Consider the following 17280-nt stretch of genomic DNA (forward strand, 5'->3'; position numbering starts at 1 on the left):
TTGGAACGGCTATACCCTGCGCAACAATGCGCGCCCAAGTAGCCCTTGAGGCCGTAGCAAGAGAACCAGCACAAAAGCCACGAAAATGAGCATCTCAACGATACTCCGGTCGCCAATATTCAGCGCGCCCAGCGTGTGGCCCGCGAGCAGTAGCGTTAGCAGGTTATCGACGACGCCCACCAGGATACCACCCAGCAGGGCGCCCGGCAGGCTTTCCAGGCCTCCCAGGACCGCGCCCACAAAGGCCAGCAACAGGATGGGGTCCATAAAACGTACCTCGATCAACTGCTGGCGGCTGGCCAGTAATATGCCAGCCAGGGCCGCGATAAGCGCCGCGAGCGACCAGACCAACAAGAAGATCAGGCCCACGGGGATGCCCATCAGGCGCGCCGTAGGGAGATTATCTGAGGTCGCGCGCATAGCAATGCCCAGGCTGGTGCGGGTAAGAAAGAGGTTTAGCGCGAGCACGAGCACAACAGTTACCCCCACCACAAGCAGATCGATGAGCGAGAGGTAGAGGCCACCCGGATGGAGTGCCAGGCCCTCGAAAGGCGTAGAGAAGCGCACCGGAGAGGTAAGCTGAGGCCAGATAAGCTGCGCCACGGTCTCCAGCACCAGGGCCAGGGCCAGCGTCGCGATGGCCTTGGTAAAAATGGGAGCGCGCAACACAGGACGGGCAAAACCTCGCTCCAGAAGCGCGCCAAAGAGCAGCGAGCCGAATAGGGTCAGCAGGGCCGCCAGCCAGAAGTTCAGGTGCGCCAGTGACATAAGCGCATACATAAAGCAGGTGCAGAACGAGGCGATGGCTCCATAGGCGAAGTTGAGCACGCCCGTTGTGCGATAAATAAGCACGATGCCCAGGGCCAGCAGACCATACAGACAGCCCGTGACCAGCCCGGAGATGAGAACCTGGACCAACGCAAGCATGGATGGTGTTCTCCTTTTACGGTAATCTCAAATCAATCCCTTTATACCCACTTCATCCCTTGACACAATTATCATTTATCTGTTATATGATACATGACTCAAGTGTCATGTTTATAGTAATGTATCTTTTTCTCTGGCTGACGTCAAGTGTATTGAGGCGCATCCCACAAAGAGTGTGGGGGAGATCAAAGAGGAGGAACCAGGCGACATGGGCAAATTATTTTTAAAAAGAGCATCATACCTGGGTAGGCGCAGATGGCATGCCACTCTGGGGCTGGCGAGCATGCTTCTATTGATTTTGTCCGCGTGCGGCGGTAGTAGCGCGGCGGCAGGTGATAGCAGCAACGTTCCCGGAGTGACGAACGACACGATTACGATTGGCGGAGTACTCGATACCACGGGCGCTATTAAGGTCATCTGTCAACCTATTTTGCAGGGCGACCAGCTCTATTTCGACAAGATCAATAAGGCTGGCGGCATCAATGGGCGCAAGATCAAGTTCGTGCAGGTCAGCGATAACGGCGACACGACAAAAACACGCGATGCGGTACGCCAACTGGTTGAGCAGGACAATGTCTTTGGCGTCTTCCAGGTCTGCGGCTCAGGTGCCGCCAATGTCGCCTCGGCCTATCTTGGCCCCAAGGGCATTCCCATGGTGGACCCGGTTGGCGGCGGTTCCAAGTTTACCGATGCTCAGGGCAAGACGCTGCCCTGGATGTGGATGACGCAACCCAACTACGGCGACGAGGGTCATGTCCTGGGCTACTACCTCACCAAGACGCTTAAGGCCCAGAAGGTGGCCCTGCTCTACGAAGATGATGTGCTGGGTCTACAACAGAAGACAACCCTGGGCGAATCCTTGCAGAAGTATGGTGGTCAGCTCGTGGCCTCCACCGGCTACAAGGCGACCGACACCGACTTCTCAGCGGCGATCCAGACCCTGAAGTCCGCCAACCCTGATATCATCGTACTAAACGGCCTGCCAGGGCCTACCGCCAAGTTTGTTGCCGCCGCCGCGCAGCAGGGCTACCGCCCACCCCTGGGCTATCTCGCCAACTATCCCATGGCCGATAACTCCTGGGCGAAGGTGCTGGGCAAGGCGGGTGAAGGCATCTACGTCAGCGGGTACACCAGCACAAACACCCCGATTGGGCAGGAATACTTGCAGGCCACCAGCGGGGATAGTGTCTTCAGCGCCTACAAGTTCTACGGCTACATCAACGCCAAGATCTTTGTAGACGCGCTACAAAAGGCCGGCAAAGACCTGACCCGCGATAGCCTGCGCAAGGCACTCGATAGCCAGTTCAGCGGCTATGACACCGGCTTTGGTCCCTCGCTGACCTGGAGCGCCGATCACCACAGCGGCGTCAGTGACTTTATGTTCTTGCAGATCAAGAATGGCCAGCTCGCGCCCGTCAGCGACTTCATCAAGGCCTCCTCCATCTGGCCCTGATCGCTCATACAACCATCGTCTGACGGTCCTGGATTAAGGGAGGGTAGGAGTTGCGGATTGTACATCCGCAACTCCTACCCTCCCTTTTTGCCTGATAGAATGGTCATAAGGCAACAAGATTTCCGCTTTTTCCATGTGGAGGGAGAAGAGATTAGCACAACCCGAGAAAATCCCGTGTAGGGGTCATAATAGAAAGAGGAAATTCAATGGGAAAGATCGTTGCGACAGAGTATGTAACCCTGGATGGCGTCATGGAGGCGCCCAATGAGTGGTCCTTCCAGTTCTGGAGTGATGAGGCAGCGAAGTTTAAGCTCGATGAATTATTTGCCAGCGACGCGCTACTCCTGGGCCGTGTGACCTACGAGGGTTTCGCCGCAGCATGGCCCACCATGAAGGATGATGCAGGCTTCGCCGACCGCATGAACAGCCTCCCCAAGTATGTTATCTCCACAACCCTCAAGGAGGCCACCTGGAATAATTCAACCGTGATCAGCGAGAACATTGCCGAAGAGGTAGCCAAAATCAAAGAGCAGACGAGCCAGGACATCCTGCTCTCAGGCAGCGCCGACCTTGTCAACGCGCTCGCGCACCATAACCTCATTGATGAGTACCGGATCATGCTCTACCCTGTCGTAGTGGGCAAAGGTAAGCGCCTCTTCCAGGAGGGTATCGACAAGAAGACGCTGCGCCTGGGTGAGGTCAAGACGTTTAGCTCCGGTGTCACAATTCTCTCCTACTATCCCGCCTAAAAGAGAGTACCATAGCAGCAATACGACATACAAAAAGGTCCGGGCATTTGCCTAAGGCCTCTTTTTGTATGTCGTAGGATTTTGTTTATTTGTTCAGGGTGGCAATGGCATAGCCAGGAGAGCCAACTGATACACCCCAGTCCAGGCCAGTAACAGTTCTAGAGGTATCGCGAGCGCAGTCTGGCACGTTCAAAGCGGGGTCAGGGAGAGTTATCCATTCAAGGATTCGATGGATCGAGCTACCATCGCCATACTGGCATTCGCCAAACGCTTGATAATACAGGTGTGCTCGCGCCGGGGAGGGTGCGCTAACAAAGATGTGCGAGCCAGAGAGCCGTAAGGATAACCTCCGCTCAGCAGGTATCTGCGGGCTGACGTTAAGTGCCAGGGTGGGAGTATGATGGATAAAGGCATCGTTTGTGCTTACAATATCCCCACTTCTACTAGCTAACGATGCGCTCGCCTGGAGCGTTACAGCGCCGCTCGCGGTCATGGGCAGAAAATAATGGGCCGTCACAGTCTGATGAGGCTGAACCGTGACCTCACCAAAGGCACCACAGCCATGAGTAACGCCATTTTGTTCATGGGGAAGCTGAAAGTGTGGCTCGCCACCACCTTTTATAGAAAGTTTTAGAGCTGCCTTACAGAACAATGTGGAGTTGATGTCACCCATGAATGTGACAGGTTGTGAGTTCTCATTAGTGAGGGACACATCGACAGGTAGTAATTCACTTAAGAAGATCGGTTCATTGGGGACATGTAAAGCTAGCTCGACCCCATTTGACCTGATGCTCGCGACGCGCTCCTGCGCGGGTGAGGCCGCCACAACCGTGGCGGATGTGGCAAAGATGCTTAATAGAACAAGCCAGAAGAGGATCTTTTTCGGTAAATAGAATTTTCCAATGTGCATATGAGTTCCTTCTCTTCTCTATACGCTTCAGAATATGCTTCAGAAATTACGCCTGGCGGCCAGCATAGAATACTCAAGGCATATATAAATCTTTTGATAATGTATAGATTATACATTATATATCAGTGCAAAATGCACAAAGTTGGCTCAAACGCGGAGAAAGAGTGTACGACACTTCCACCTGATGCATATTGGACGCCGAGGATAGGCTTCTTGATTGACATACATTGCTATAATTTAAATATCTGGATGCGTTATTACCATTCTCACCCCCGCTATAGCCGCTATACACTTCTACATTATTGCCCGCTAGCTTAGTGCCACGAAAGGAACTTATATTTTATGGAATTTTCCGATGTCGTACGCAAACGCCGCATGGTACGCCACTTTACCTCTGAGCCAGTCGCGCCCGAAACTGTTGAGCGCCTGCTGGCCCTGGCTCAACGTGCTCCCAGCGCGGGCTTTACTCAGGGGCAGTCCTTTATCGTCGTGACGCGCGAGGAGATGAAGAATGCCATCGCCGAGTTGTGCGACGAGCAGGAATATGTCTCCTCTGGCTTCCATTCTTTTATTTCCGAGGCACCCGTGCTGGTCATTCCTTGCACGAGCGAGGCGGCCTATCATAGTCGTTACCAGGAGAACGACAAGGTCGACGAGGATGGCGCGGAGATCGCCTGGCCCGTCCCCTACTGGCATAAGGGACTCTCAATTGCGCCATCTCCCTCCGCTTCCTGAGCCTCCTCGTCCTCCTCGTGGAGAATCTCAAGATACTTCATAATGCTCTTTGGGTTGACCGTCACATCAAAACGCCGCTCACTGCCGTGCTTATAGACGAGCACCTGCACACCCATAAACCGCAAGCAGTCACGCTTCCTCTGGTACGATGCATCGGGATTCGCATCACCAGAGAGCACAAAGTCCCTGGCCCACTCCCGAAACGTTTTGTAGTCCTGCATCACACGATCCTGGGACGCCTGCATGGTCCTGATCTCGTCCAGCTCTTCCTGCAACTTCTCCATCACTTTTGTCTGGGTGTTTAAGTCCTCAAGAACGATGGCGCGTGTGCCAGGAGCCAGCCTGGGATTCCTGAGATCATTGCGGTATTGATCGAGAAGAAGCTTCTGGTCCTCTATCGCTTGGAGAGTAGACTTGACAGCAGAATTAAGCCCACCACGGCTCAGCAACTTCGACAGGCGCTTCTCCACATCCTGCATGTCGTGTAGCTTCTTACAGACGTAAGCCCACACAGCAGCATCCAGGGTACTGGCAAGCATCTCCACACCAGGGCACTTGACGCCAGGACGGTTGTGGCTATTGCAGCGATAGCGTGCTTTTTCTTCGCGCCGATGGTCGTGGTAAACCGTCATAGCGTTGCCACAGATACCGCAGTAGACGAAGCCAGCTCGCAGGAGTGCAGTCACCTCGTGCTTATTATTGCGGCTCGCCTCCTGCACCATGACATCGTTCACCTCTGTAATCTTTGCTGCCAACTCATCAGAGATCATGCGCTCCACAGTGCCCTCCGGCAAAGGTAGCTGCTGCTCCAGTGGTACTCTCTTGCGAACGGCCACCCATCGGTCCTCTCGGAACTCTTTAGTATTCTCAAACTTATAGGCATAGGCGATGCCACGGTAGAGTGTCTGCGAGCGCTCGATGACGGTGCGTACTGTGCGGGAACTCCAGTCTGATTTGCCATTGGGGCTTGGAATCTTGTTGTCTACGAGGTACTTGGTGATAGCAAGGATACCATGCCGAGCTGCACGCATCTCAAGGATCTTGCGCACGATCTTTGCTTCTGGCTCATAAATAACAAGCTTGTTCTTCTTCACAGGATCATCGAAACGATAGCCAAAGGGTGGCTTGTACCCGCCCAGATAGCGCTTCTGCTCGGTCACACGTGCGCGCTTCCCTAGCTGCACACGTGTAACAATCGTCTCACGTTCCTTCTGTGCAAAGCTCATCTTCAGCGTTATCATGGCCTCGGCCAGTGTGGGATCTTCGGGTAGCGTTTCCTTCGCACGGCTCCCTCAGAGAGGGGTAACGAGCCTATCCAGAATCCCTGCATCCTTCCCACATGCTGATTCCGCGTGGTCAGTAGCACATGACCAGTACTGCCAGCAGGCAAGAGAGGCCACACCAGGGGCAGATCATCAGCGTTATCGACAATAAGGAGCCAATCCTCATGGGTCGCTAACCAGTGCCGTACAGCTGCAACAATCAGCTCTTCCTCTTGCTCTACACGCTGAGGTAACTGTAAATGCTGTGCAATAGAGAGAAAGTCAGCGGTGAGTGTTGACAGTGATGCTGCATTCACCCAAAGCACAAAGCGGTAGTCCTCCCTGTGCCGGTAGGCATACTCCACGACAATCTGCGTCTTGCCAATGCCTCCTAGGCCACTGATGGCCTGTCCCTGGGTGAGTACTGCTGCTCGGTCAGTAAGAAAGCTATTGTACAACTGCTGAAGAATTTGCTCACGCCCTGTAAAAAGGGGGTTACGACGATAAGGAACCATCCACACGTGCTCTGGCAGCTCAGAGGAAATAGGCGCTTGATAATAATGAACACTGGGATTGCCGTATATTGAGGTGGCATTAAAATCCCCAGAAATCTCTTGCTTCACTGAAGGCTGGTGTTCGTCCACCATTTATGCGTCCTTTGGAAAGTGAACATTCACACTGGGATCGCCATACATCGAGATAGCATTGTAACTACCGCTGATTATCTGTTGGATAGAAGGATTTCCCCGGGCCTGCTCTCCAAGGATCTTTTGTACACGCTCGGCCAGCTGGCATAATTCTGCATTCTGATCGATATGCGCTTCAGTAATTTCCTCTACCAGTGTTGCCTGCCGTCCCTGGGATGTGGGTTTGGCTTCCACAGCCTCGATGGCATCCACAACGGGATGTTTGTGTCCAAAGCGCTGGGTAATCCTGGTTTTCAAGGCGGTATATGCATCAAGAAGGGCTGTCTTGCCTACTTCGGTCAGGCCTGTTGTTGCAACTACTGTGCTGGTCGCAATCAAGGCAGTTGATACTGGGTCCATCTTCCTCACCTGCTTCCATACTGGTTTGGACGCTGCTTTCAGAGAGACGTCCTCTTGCCTACTATAGAGACGATAAAACCAACTTCAAGTGGAAAGATAAATTCATATGTTTAGACGTTACAGATACATTGATATAAATCATATCACTTTGAGCTTAAATACTAAGTATTCGTGCAGAATCACCCTTGTAAAGAACCTATACCCAATGAATCGACAGGGTTTCAGGCCACTCAAAGCATTTGCATATCTAGACAGAGACATCCCTGTCTGTTATCCTAAGGTTCTCATTTGAAGCCTCATCAACAGCTCATGTTCTGTATCTTCACCTCCATGATAAAAGGAAGGAACCATCACATCAATGGACCTGTCACCAACCTTCTTTGAACTCCAGTTCCTCTTTGCCGAGTCTATTGTTCGGGTAAGCCACCTTAACTTTGAGGAGGCCTTGCTCGACTTCACCAATCTGTATATGCAGTTTCCAATCGATCGATCATTTGACCCGACTCATCCAGTCTGGCAAGCTTATCTCACAGGCCTACGCCAGGCGCCGGAGAGAGCCATGTGGACCTACACCTTTTATCAACACAAGAGAGAGCTCCATTCGCCATACCCTTATGGATGCTTTCATTACAGTTATCTTCCTGAAGAGAACACGATCCGCTATCACTTTGCGAACGCAGATATGTCCGGTTCTGGACCACTCAGCAAGGAAAGGATGCCAGTTCGGTTGCAGGAACTCAAAATGATGTTTGCCAAGATCAAAAAACAGTACGGCGATATTCCCACCGTTCGAGGCAACTCATGGCTCTACAATATCGATGCCTACAGGCGGTTGTTCCCGGTCCAGTATACCCAGGCTATGAAGGTGGTAGATGGTGAGTTCCAGTACATGTCTCTGTGGGGACAATTCTTGCAGCGTGATGGTCGAGTTCATAGACATCTTGCCGACGCTTTCCTCTCTTGTCTGCAAAAGTCTAAGACCATCGAAGGCCTCGCGAGCTGTTTTCCCTATCAGGTGCTCTCCCCTCAAAGTCCCATTGCTTTGTTTTATGAGTTCTATGAGGTCTAAGCGTCGCGGTGAGGAGCGTAATCTGATGGTCAAGGAGCAGCGACGCACAGCAAAAGAGCAAGTGGCGTTCTTGATGCAAGAAGGGTCTTCTTGGAAAGAAGCAACTGCCACTGTAGGAATCCCAGTGAGTCGATCCACCGCGTATCGTTGGCTTCATGCGTGGCGTGCCTGTGGAGAAACCGCTTTTCAAGATGGTAGACACGGACATCTTGCCAAACTCCGTGAACCAGTGAGGACGTTTCTCGAAATGCTGTTGACACCTGCTCCAGAAACACCTAGCAGAGAGGCGCAAGCGGCCTTGCAAAAACAATTTGGGATCTCAGTCAGCATTGGGCACCTCAATCATGTGCGTCGACAACTGGGCTTGAGTAGCCGGGCTGCTCGGAGCAAAAACAAACGTTTTGCTTCCAGCCCATCTCAAGAAGCCCACTGGCAAGAGGGAGCTGGAGGGCTCCTTTTACTCGCCTCAGCACAGCAAACGGGCTTGTTAACCATACTAGAAGAAGCTCTCTCTGGTTTAGCTTCACGAAAACCATCACGATTAGCCAGCCTTTCCAGTTCCTCGCGCTTCCGGCTTTCACTCACCTTGTTGTTTCTTGGGGCTGTGGGTTTGCATCGGACCTGGGACTTGCGCAGCTACACGGGCGATGCCCTCGCTTTACTTACTGGACGTCCGCGTGCCTATGGCTATTTTCACACGGAGCGATTCCTCGCAGAAGTTGCCGAGTCCAATGGTGCCGAGATGCTAACAAATGCGCTGGCGAGATGGACAACTGGCCTGTGGTATCCTTCCACTCAGTCTGGCCCATGTACAAACCCATCAGCCTGCTTTTACGTGGACGGGCATCGCAAGCCGGTCTACACAGATATGCTCATTCCTCGTGGGCTAGTAGGGCGGTTGAGCGCTATCTTGGGATGCCGAGCGCTCGTGTTGCTGCATGATGCTCGTGGTCATCCTCTGCTGGCAACTACCCATCGTGGAGATCACCACTTGACGCTTGGGTTGCCAGCTATTGTGAAGCGTTATGAGCAGGAAACCGGTCCTGGTGCTGTTCAGCAAATCGTTGTAGATCGTGAGGGGATGGCAGTTGAATTTCTTGCCCTACTAGGAAGTGAAGGGCGAAGCATCATCTCTGTCCTGCGAGCCGATCAATATGCTGGACTCGACTCATTTACTGATGTTGGAGACTTTGTCCCGCTGCGTGTCTCAAAACAGGGAAAGATTCTGCGTGAGGTGGCACCTGCATCCATTACCCTTCCTTTACCAGAACAGAAAGGGCAATCTCTCCAGCTTCGTGTCGCTCTGATCCGCAATTTATGCCATCAGGTTCCACTACCTCCTACAGAAGACGAACGGGAATATCCTAAGCGCTGGGATGCGGACTTGAACTGGGAGGATCGCAGGTGGTGGGATGAGGGATGGCAGGCTACACCAGCCTCTCGGCCAGCCACCACTCCGAAACTTATCCCCATTGTGACAACCGCTTCAACCGTTGATGCTGTAGAACTGGCTCAAATGTACATAGAGCGCTGGCCGTTGCAAGAAAACATCATCCGTGATTTCTTGCTCCCGTTAGGATTGGACACGAATCATGGCTACAGCAAAAAGCCTGTAGAGAATTCTGAGGTGGTAAAGAAACGAATAACCCTGGAAAAACGGCTGGCGAATGTCCAGAGGTGGGCAGAAGGAGCACGTAAGCGCTCCCACAATGCGAGCAAGCTGTACCGAAAACGCTGCAAGCTTACCAAGGAGCAGGCAACAGAACTCTACCGCGCGCTCAATGATCATCAGATCGAGTTAGAGCAGCAGGGAATGGAGCACTGGCTCCTGCGGAAAACCATGAAAGAGCAAAAGGCTCTCGCCGATGCTGAGATTGAGAAGTACCAGCAGCGACAATGGAAAGCCTATCATACGAGCAATCAGGAGTTTGCGAAGTGTGAGAAGTACTGCCGCGAACAACGTGAAATCTTACGTGCATTAGAAGATCTAACGGTCAGTAAGCGAACGATGTATGAGTTGGATAATCGGAAGGATCAGGTAATGACCGTCTTTAAGGTTGCTCTCACGAACCTGGTCATGTGGACGCGAGATCACTATTTCCCAACTTCCTTTGCTCAAGCGACTTGGAAACGACTCGCCCCCTTTTTCCACCTTCCAGGATTGATTGTCCAGAGTGATGAGACGGTGACGATTGCATTTTGCTCCTTCAATGATCGACAGTACAACCGTGATCTTACTCTTCTCTGTGAGCGGGTGAATGCTGCATGTCCGCATTTGCCAGATGGTCGCCGTCTGCATTTTTTCGCTGAAAATGTTCCTCGTCCCATTCTAAATATGCAAAAACAGTGCGTGGCCTGAAACCCTGATATATTGATTTGCAAAAGCTCTTGAAGATCGATCCACCTTTATTTATTATGGTGAGTTTTCTTGGAGTAAAAGGCTACAGAATCTATCATCCGAAATTTGGCGAAAGGAGACAACCAGCTAGTAACGAATTTGATAGAGTGAATCTCCTTCTTCCCGAAGTTATGATAGAGAATTTCGATGATGACCTAGCTAAAGCAATGCGACCAATTTTTGACGCAGTTTGGAATGCTGCAGGATACTCGTGTTCACCCAACTATGATATCTCTGGCAAATTCACTTTAGGTTCGTAAACTGCTATGTAGATGGCATGCTTCGATGTTTTATCGGGGTCCCGATATGTTTTCCCCTCTCAATACCGCTAAGGGCAGGTACATCTGGTGATGATCTCTACACGCGTTCCGGTAAGCTTGAGATTCAGATGGTAATTTGGGCCAAGAGTGATCAGGTTTCATCACAAAGCATGATCAATCGGTGCGAAGGGTGAGCAGCTCATCAATTGACTAAGGGAGAAACCGCTTCAGCAGCAGATCGTTCTCTATCGTTTCTGTAAATTCAGTTTTCGTTTTGCTGCCTTTGCGCGTTCTCTACATGCAAAGAGTTGAGCCATATCCGGCGAGGCTGCCCGTTTGGGGTCCCGTTACGGGCTGAAAGATCCGGTTTTCTGTCTACAATTCAAGCAATTGCTGCCAGTGAATTTACAAAAATGAAAATGACGAACGGACTTTTGAAGCCATTTTATCGAATAGAGATAGTAGTAAATTGGGTCAAACTCATGCGGCTTTTTGGGTGAAACCAAGGAAATCGGCATGAAACTAAGGAATTGACCATTAGAACTTGGTAAAACTGCTCCAGAAGCAGATTGTTGGACTCCATTTTTGTCAATTCGGATAGTCAGCACCACAAGTATCTCGTGCTTTACCTGTATCAGCCCATGCATGAAAGGAGTCTGAAGGTTCGACATTTGGCACACATGCTTTCTCTTTCGGCTAGAAAAGACGGGAATTCCCCGATCACCAGACCTGTGAATTTACAGACAATGAGTGCCATGAGCCGCCTCCAGAGCCATAGTTCAACTTGCATTGTGGATGATTCCTGGGTTTCGCGCTGATTTCCTCGGTTTCACCCAAAAATCGGTCGGAGTTTCATCCAATTTACTAGATAGATGAGTTGCTCACCCTTCGCACCAAAATCCCACCCTTCGCGCTGAAAAGAAAAGTGCTCACTCTTCGTGCCATTTACCATCAGATGCTCCAGACCTGGTCTTTTTGATAGACCAACTCAAGGTGAGGAAGGGCTAAGATCCTGGTAAAAATGTGCATTAGAGCACTTTAGTTCTAACTTTTGCCGGCTATGTATCCTCTTAACGTCTAAATCCTCGCAAGACTAGACAGTTTGTAGCGGCCTTACGGCACATATGGCATTCCAAACTGGATAGGTGATAACGTTCGTTATCACCATCCAAGCTCTTAGCGTGGTTTTCCGTACGGTTAATACTTGACCCCCATGGGCACCTCTGAAGCACTCTAAACGAAAACTGTGCCGCACTTATCTACTTTGCGGCTCCAAGGCGTCTTCCTTAACGCAGGGCCTGACAGGCCGGACCCCACGATCATGCTATCCTGCTCGGCCAGGAGAAAATAGCTCGGCCGGTCCTTCTCGCTTTCCTTGCGCAACCAGAAAATGTGGATACAGAAGAGGTGGATGCACAACAACCACCTTACCATTCGCGTACCATCTGCTCAAGCTGCTCACGTACCCCTTCTGGGCGTAGCCAACCATAGCCCGCATCTTGCAACTGGCGAATAAGCCCCTGAAAATCTTCCTCATTCCAGGCCGGAAGGCTCTGGCGCATCAGGATGCGTGGGATCTTCCACGTTGCAGGCTGGCAAGCACGTGGAAGTCTGCCAGTATGTGGTGTGTGCTGAGCCAGAAAAACCTCCAGATACGGGCGAACACGTTCATCCCAGTCAGCCAGCTCACAGGCTTCAAGCGACCAATCCAGTGCCCATAAACGCGCACTGTGGTCGGAACTCCCTGAGGCGAGAAAACATCCATCAGCACTCAGACTCACCGAACGTATCCAGTCAGTATGGCCCTGGAAGATATGCAGGCAGTGGCCGGTACTCACTTCCCACAGGCGTAGCGTGCTATCTCTGCTACCAGAGGCGAGCCAGCGTCCATCAGTGCTCAGGCTCACGGACGTCACTGGAGCAATATGCCCCTGAAACGTCTGCACACAGCGGCCGGTGCTGGTCTCGCGCACATATATGGTTCTATCTCCACAGATGTAGACGAGCCAACGCCCATCAGCGCTCAAACGCACCAATCTCACCGCGTCAGTATGGCCCTGAAACGTCTGCACACAGCGGCTGGTATGAGTCTCCCACAACCGTACTTTATCCTTATCATCAAGAGTGGAGGCGAGCAGGCTTCCATCGGCACTCAGGCTCACTGACACCGAACGAAGGAGCCCATAGAAAGTACGCACACAACGGCCGGTGCTGGTCTTCCACAACCGTAGCATCCCAGAACTTACCGAGGCAAGCCAACGGCCATCAGCACTCAGGCTCACTGAATCCTCCACACCAATATGGTCCTGAATGATATGGAGGCAGCGACCGGTGCTGGTCTCCCACAGGCGTAGCGTGCTATCTCTGCTACCAGAGGCGAGTAGGCTTCCATCGGCACTCAGACTCACCGAACTCACTGTAGCAGTATGGCCCTGAAACGTCTGCACACAGCGGCTGGTGCTAGTCTCCCACAGTCGTACCATCCTATCCTCATCACCGGAGGCGAGCAGGTTTCCATCGGCACTCAGACCAATTATTCCGAGAGATTGATCAAAGACGCTGGCAGGCCAGCCTGTACGCAATGTCACTCGGGCACAGACACGTGAGAGTGTCTTCCACGCCTCTAAACTCTGCGGGTGGTGCTCCCACCCAGGTACCGTTCGGAGTTGATGTAAGAGACCTAATGCATCAGCAACGTGGTTTTCTCGATAAGCTTGCTCAGCTTGTTTGATCTGACCCATGGCATATTGCTCAGTCCGCATCACGGCGGCATGGGAGTGGATGCGTGATGGAGAGAGAGCATACCTGAAACCAGAGTTATGGCACTTCCACAGGGAAATCTTCCCCTCGTTGCTCTCGGAGGCAAGCCATTGGCCATCAGCACTCAAGCTTACTGTACTTGTTGGACAATTCTGAAACGTACGCACACAGCGGCCGGTGCTGGTCTCCCACAAGCGTACCGTCTTATCGTGACTACCGGAGGCGATCCAATGGCCATCGGCGCTCAGACTCACCGAGATCACAGACTCCGTATGCCCCTGAAATATACGCACACAGCGGCCGGTGCTGGTCTCCCACAGTCGTATCGTGCTATCGTGACTGCCAGAGGCAAGCAGGCTTCCATCAGCGCTCAGGCTCACTGATGACACCAGACAAGCAAGGACATGCAGGCAGCGACCAGTACTCACGTCCCACAGTCGTATCGTGCTATCGTGACTGCCGGAGGCAAGCAGGCTTCCATCAGCACCCAGGCTCACAGACATCACAGCCTCAGTATGCCCCTGGAAGGTACGATACGGCCAGTGACGTTCATGAACGTTCACATCCCACACATAGACGTTCGAATCGTGTCCTCCAGAGGCGAGCCAGCGAGCATCAGTGCTCAGACTCACAGAAATAGCTGATCCAGTATGTCCCCGAAAGAGACGCCGGCAGTGACCAGTGCTAGTCTCCCACAGGCGTACCGTCCTATCGCTACTGCTGGAGGCAAGCAGGCTTCCATCGGCGCTCAGGCTCACTGACGTCACAGCGCCAGTATGGCGGTTCTGGGCGAACTGGCGGTGGCGGCGGGTGCTCACTTCCCAAAACAGGGCCGTCTTATACCCACTACTGGAGGCAGCGAGGAAACGTCCATCAGCACTCAGGCTTACGCATCCTTCTATAAAGCCGTCAGCCACCTGGAAAAAGCCGCCGGGCACCTGGAAGATAGACGGTTTGAGACGATGGTCGTGAGCTGCCGCCTGTGCCTGCTGGTAGAGTTTTTGCGCCTCTTCCTCACTAGCCACCATGTTTGAGGCCTTTTTGAGCAATGGCAGTGCTTTGCCCGGCATCCCCTGTTCCAGATGAACCTGTGCCAGCAGATACGATGCTCGTCCAGGGGAGGTGTGGGCTGCTTTTGCCATCTCAAGTTGATGAAGCAGCATGTCATCCGTTATGGCACCTTGTCGCCAGAGCACCACTCCTCGATTATACGTCGTTTCCAGATGATGCGGATTGACGTGTAGTGCTTGTTCCCAGACCTGTATCGCCTCCTGAACCTTGTTCAGGTCATAAAGCGAGAGTGCACGATTGTTGAGGGTATCGGCCAGCATCGTCGCCGGTTGTGGCATCTCTCGCGCATACGTTTGCCCGATCTGATGGGCATAGATTTCCTGCAAAGCTTCCACAACCTCTTGCATCGTGGCAGGGCGATCCCCTGGTCGAAGTTGGAAACAGTGGCGCAAGAGGACAACCAGTTTGGCGGGCACAGCAGGGAGATGCGGCTCTACTGGATCACGGCGGAGATACTCAGCAAGCGCTTCACCCGCTGCTGGCCCGGCGAGCCATGTCACTCCTCCGGCAAACATATGCAAGATTGACGCAGCCCAACTCCAGATATCGGTTTTGTGACTCAATGCCTGTTGTGCCGCCTGTTCGGGCGAGCAATAGGCCGGGGTCATCCCTTGCCAGCTGACCAGGATGCTTTGCTGGCCTCTGTCCGGATCGCCTGCCATCGCGCGTGCCCTAGCCAGGCCGAAATCGGTCACTTTGGGCATCCCTTCAGGGGTCATCATCACATTGGCGGGCTTGATATCCTGGTGGACCAATCCTTGCTCGTGGGCAGCGTGCAACCCCCAGGCAAACTGGATGGCGATGTCAAGCATGCGCTCCAGGGCTTGCTGAGGCCCTTCTTCATACAGACGCCGACTGCGGATCCAGTCCGCCAGATTGCCTCCTGGCACATATTCAGCGAAGATTACTGGTAGTTCATCCATGGTGCGCACATAATAGCAACTGACAATATGCGGATGCAGCGCCAGGTTAACCCAGGTCTCCGCCTCGCGGATAAAGTTTTCTTTGCCTCCCACCCTGGCGAAGATGGCTGGCTGGGGACGTTTGACAGCCAGATCAAGATCCCAACCCCGGTGATGCACCCGATACACACTACCCATACCGCCCTCACCCAGTTTATCCTTTACCTCATACTGCTCCAGAATGACATCCCCTGTCCGCCAGTTCTGGTGGTTCATGCTGGTCCTCCTTTGTTGCCTGAAACGATCGCCCTATACTGGGCCTGAAGCACACAAGAAAAGGCAAATGGAGATCTCTCTTCTCTTGAAGGTTTCACTTTCTTTCTCTTGTTATACATTACTTTATGATGTGAAACTATGACTACGGTCACAGCATGGAAATCGAGTGGAAATAGAATGGAGGACCGATAGGGGTCCCGACATTTTTTCCCTCATACGCACCAACTTAAGCAAGGATGAGGCAAAAAGAAGCTCCATCTGCGATGATATCAAAAGCGATTGAGATATCAGAGGGTGGCCTAAGATGTTAGCGAAAATGTGCAGGAAGCCTGGATGAAGCTCAGACTGTGAACTGAATGTACTTTCAGTGAAGTCAACAGCCTATTCACGGTTGGTTGCTCCGCTCAGATTTTACGCTCGATCAGGGAAATGAGAGAGGAAAACTGTGAACTGAAAAGATTTGCCATCCACTCGTTTTTAGAACAAAGTTACGCTAATGCACAAAATTGCCAGGAGTAGGGATAGGTAGGGCCTTGCGGCCTTTCCCCCCCTCCAAACGCAGCATGCGACTTTTACCGCACTGCGCTTTCCAGTTGGGTCCAAGTACTCGCGAAGAGCAGATTCATGGAAATCCATGGGAAGGCGCACCAAGAGGTCGAGCCTCTCGTCATCTGCATTCCTTCCTTTATCCGTTTATTTCGTTTTCTCAGGACTTACCCTGGCGGACCTTCACCGTGTCCATCCCATTACAGGAAGGCATTTGGCATGAAGTAGACCGCCAGCGAGGTACCGATATTTGCTTAGACCTACCTGGAAACCAGGTGGTATCATAAGCTCGGCCCTTTTCCAACGGCCCCTTCCCGAACGTGACGGGCGCCTTTCGACGCATCATCGCTCTCCAGAGATCTGTGCCTTTTCAGCACCACTTTTAAGAAAGATCTCTTGACACATCCATGTCAACCCTTCCTTTTACGTGTGATCTCCTGTCGTCCTTCGCCCTGTATGTGAATTTCCCACACGCCTTGGTGGAGCGTGACTTCCACGACTACTGTAACGACTCTCTAACCTTACCGCTCTCGCGGGTTAGGTCAATCCTCAGTTCCCCCAAATGTCTCCGTCTGTACGTAGGTGCCCATTTCGTCATTTCCCTCTCCGTGAGGGCTGGCTCCAATGAGAGCTTGCAGCAGAAATAGTACCATTCTCCTGCACATTGGACACAGGCGATAATCCCGTTCCTGTGGGCTGGCGGTTTTCCGCCATGACTTGGATTAAGCCAATCAAGACTTCACCATATACAGCGTCACTTACTGACCTCTGGCTCCTGGGACTGGAGCTTCACCAGCATTTTGCACGACATGCTATTTTCCCCTCACGCCTTTCGGGTGAAGGTGTCCCCGCTCTCGTACGAGAGCGAGTAAGTCGCTGTGTTACTCACCTTGCTCTAGTGAGCTTACCCCGACGG

General features: G+C 52.4%; 11 protein-coding genes. 5 read left to right on the plus strand and 6 right to left on the minus strand.

The features are described from left to right. Nucleotides 1-9 precede the first annotated feature (9 nt). A complete protein-coding gene (locus KTE_RS28710) occupies nucleotides 10-927 on the minus strand; it encodes a branched-chain amino acid ABC transporter permease (protein ID WP_201379672.1) in 918 nt (305 codons plus the stop codon). 208 nt (nucleotides 928-1135) lie between these two features. Here KTE_RS28710 and KTE_RS28715 point away from each other — a divergent pair, with 208 nt between their 5' ends. Both KTE_RS28715 and KTE_RS28720 read left to right on the plus strand, forming a co-directional pair. Continuing rightward, nucleotides 1136-2380: an ABC transporter substrate-binding protein gene (locus KTE_RS28715; protein WP_201387480.1), complete on the plus strand. Its 1245-nt coding sequence runs from the start codon at nucleotides 1136-1138 to the stop codon at nucleotides 2378-2380. Between the two features lie 206 nt (nucleotides 2381-2586). Continuing rightward, on the plus strand, nucleotides 2587-3129 hold the full coding sequence (locus tag KTE_RS28720; protein WP_201387482.1) for a dihydrofolate reductase family protein: 543 nt from the start codon (nucleotides 2587-2589) through the stop codon (nucleotides 3127-3129). Between the two features lie 85 nt (nucleotides 3130-3214). Here the strand turns inward: KTE_RS28720 and KTE_RS28725 are convergent, their stop codons facing one another. Beyond that, entirely contained in the window at nucleotides 3215-4039 is an 825-nt protein-coding gene (locus KTE_RS28725) for a hypothetical protein (protein WP_201387484.1), read from the minus strand. A gap of 342 nt (nucleotides 4040-4381) precedes the next feature. Between KTE_RS28725 and KTE_RS28730 the strand changes: the two genes are divergently transcribed. Then, entirely contained in the window at nucleotides 4382-4774 is a 393-nt protein-coding gene (locus KTE_RS28730; RefSeq protein ID WP_201387486.1) for a nitroreductase family protein, read from the plus strand. Here KTE_RS28730 and KTE_RS28735 read toward each other — a convergent pair. The 3 genes from KTE_RS28735 to KTE_RS28745 are packed head-to-tail and all read right to left on the minus strand — an operon-like array spanning nucleotide 4726 to nucleotide 7082. Then, nucleotides 4726-6000, minus strand: a complete 1275-nt coding sequence (locus KTE_RS28735; RefSeq protein ID WP_201387488.1) for a recombinase family protein — start codon at nucleotides 5998-6000, stop codon at nucleotides 4726-4728. The genes KTE_RS28730 and KTE_RS28735 overlap by 49 nt on opposite strands. A gap of 11 nt (nucleotides 6001-6011) precedes the next feature. Beyond that, complete coding sequence (locus tag KTE_RS28740) at nucleotides 6012-6683, minus strand: AAA family ATPase (RefSeq protein WP_201387490.1); 672 nt, start codon at nucleotides 6681-6683, stop codon at nucleotides 6012-6014. Next, a complete protein-coding gene (locus KTE_RS28745) occupies nucleotides 6684-7082 on the minus strand; it encodes a hypothetical protein (RefSeq protein ID WP_201387492.1) in 399 nt (132 codons plus the stop codon). Between the two features lie 358 nt (nucleotides 7083-7440). Here KTE_RS28745 and KTE_RS28750 point away from each other — a divergent pair, with 358 nt between their 5' ends. Both KTE_RS28750 and KTE_RS47965 read left to right on the plus strand, forming a co-directional pair. Then, nucleotides 7441-8151, plus strand: coding sequence for a hypothetical protein (locus KTE_RS28750; protein ID WP_201387494.1), 711 nt, complete (start codon nucleotides 7441-7443; stop codon nucleotides 8149-8151). 124 nt (nucleotides 8152-8275) lie between these two features. Beyond that, complete coding sequence (locus KTE_RS47965) at nucleotides 8276-10510, plus strand: hypothetical protein (protein WP_236600715.1); 2235 nt, start codon at nucleotides 8276-8278, stop codon at nucleotides 10508-10510. A 1726-nt stretch (nucleotides 10511-12236) separates the two neighbouring features. Here KTE_RS47965 and KTE_RS28760 read toward each other — a convergent pair. Further along, nucleotides 12237-15818: a protein kinase gene (locus tag KTE_RS28760; protein ID WP_201387496.1), complete on the minus strand. Its 3582-nt coding sequence runs from the start codon at nucleotides 15816-15818 to the stop codon at nucleotides 12237-12239. Between the last annotated feature and the right edge of the window lie 1462 nt (nucleotides 15819-17280).

The organism is Ktedonobacter sp. SOSP1-85 (genome assembly GCF_016587415.1).
Classification (GTDB): Bacteria; Chloroflexota; Ktedonobacteria; order Ktedonobacterales; family Ktedonobacteraceae; genus Ktedonobacter.

Coding starts and splice junctions, on each gene's coding strand:
- KTE_RS28710 (WP_201379672.1), bottom strand. CDS start 927: ATGCTTGCGTTGGTCCAGGTTCTCATCTCCGGGCTGGTCACGGGCTGT.
- KTE_RS28715 (WP_201387480.1), top strand. CDS start 1,136: ATGGGCAAATTATTTTTAAAAAGAGCATCATACCTGGGTAGGCGCAGA.
- KTE_RS28720 (WP_201387482.1), top strand. CDS start 2,587: ATGGGAAAGATCGTTGCGACAGAGTATGTAACCCTGGATGGCGTCATG.
- KTE_RS28725 (WP_201387484.1), bottom strand. CDS start 4,039: ATGCACATTGGAAAATTCTATTTACCGAAAAAGATCCTCTTCTGGCTT.
- KTE_RS28730 (WP_201387486.1), top strand. CDS start 4,382: ATGGAATTTTCCGATGTCGTACGCAAACGCCGCATGGTACGCCACTTT.
- KTE_RS28735 (WP_201387488.1), bottom strand. CDS start 6,000: ATGAGCTTTGCACAGAAGGAACGTGAGACGATTGTTACACGTGTGCAG.
- KTE_RS28740 (WP_201387490.1), bottom strand. CDS start 6,683: ATGGTGGACGAACACCAGCCTTCAGTGAAGCAAGAGATTTCTGGGGAT.
- KTE_RS28745 (WP_201387492.1), bottom strand. CDS start 7,082: ATGGACCCAGTATCAACTGCCTTGATTGCGACCAGCACAGTAGTTGCA.
- KTE_RS28750 (WP_201387494.1), top strand. CDS start 7,441: ATGGACCTGTCACCAACCTTCTTTGAACTCCAGTTCCTCTTTGCCGAG.
- KTE_RS28760 (WP_201387496.1), bottom strand. CDS start 15,818: ATGAACCACCAGAACTGGCGGACAGGGGATGTCATTCTGGAGCAGTAT.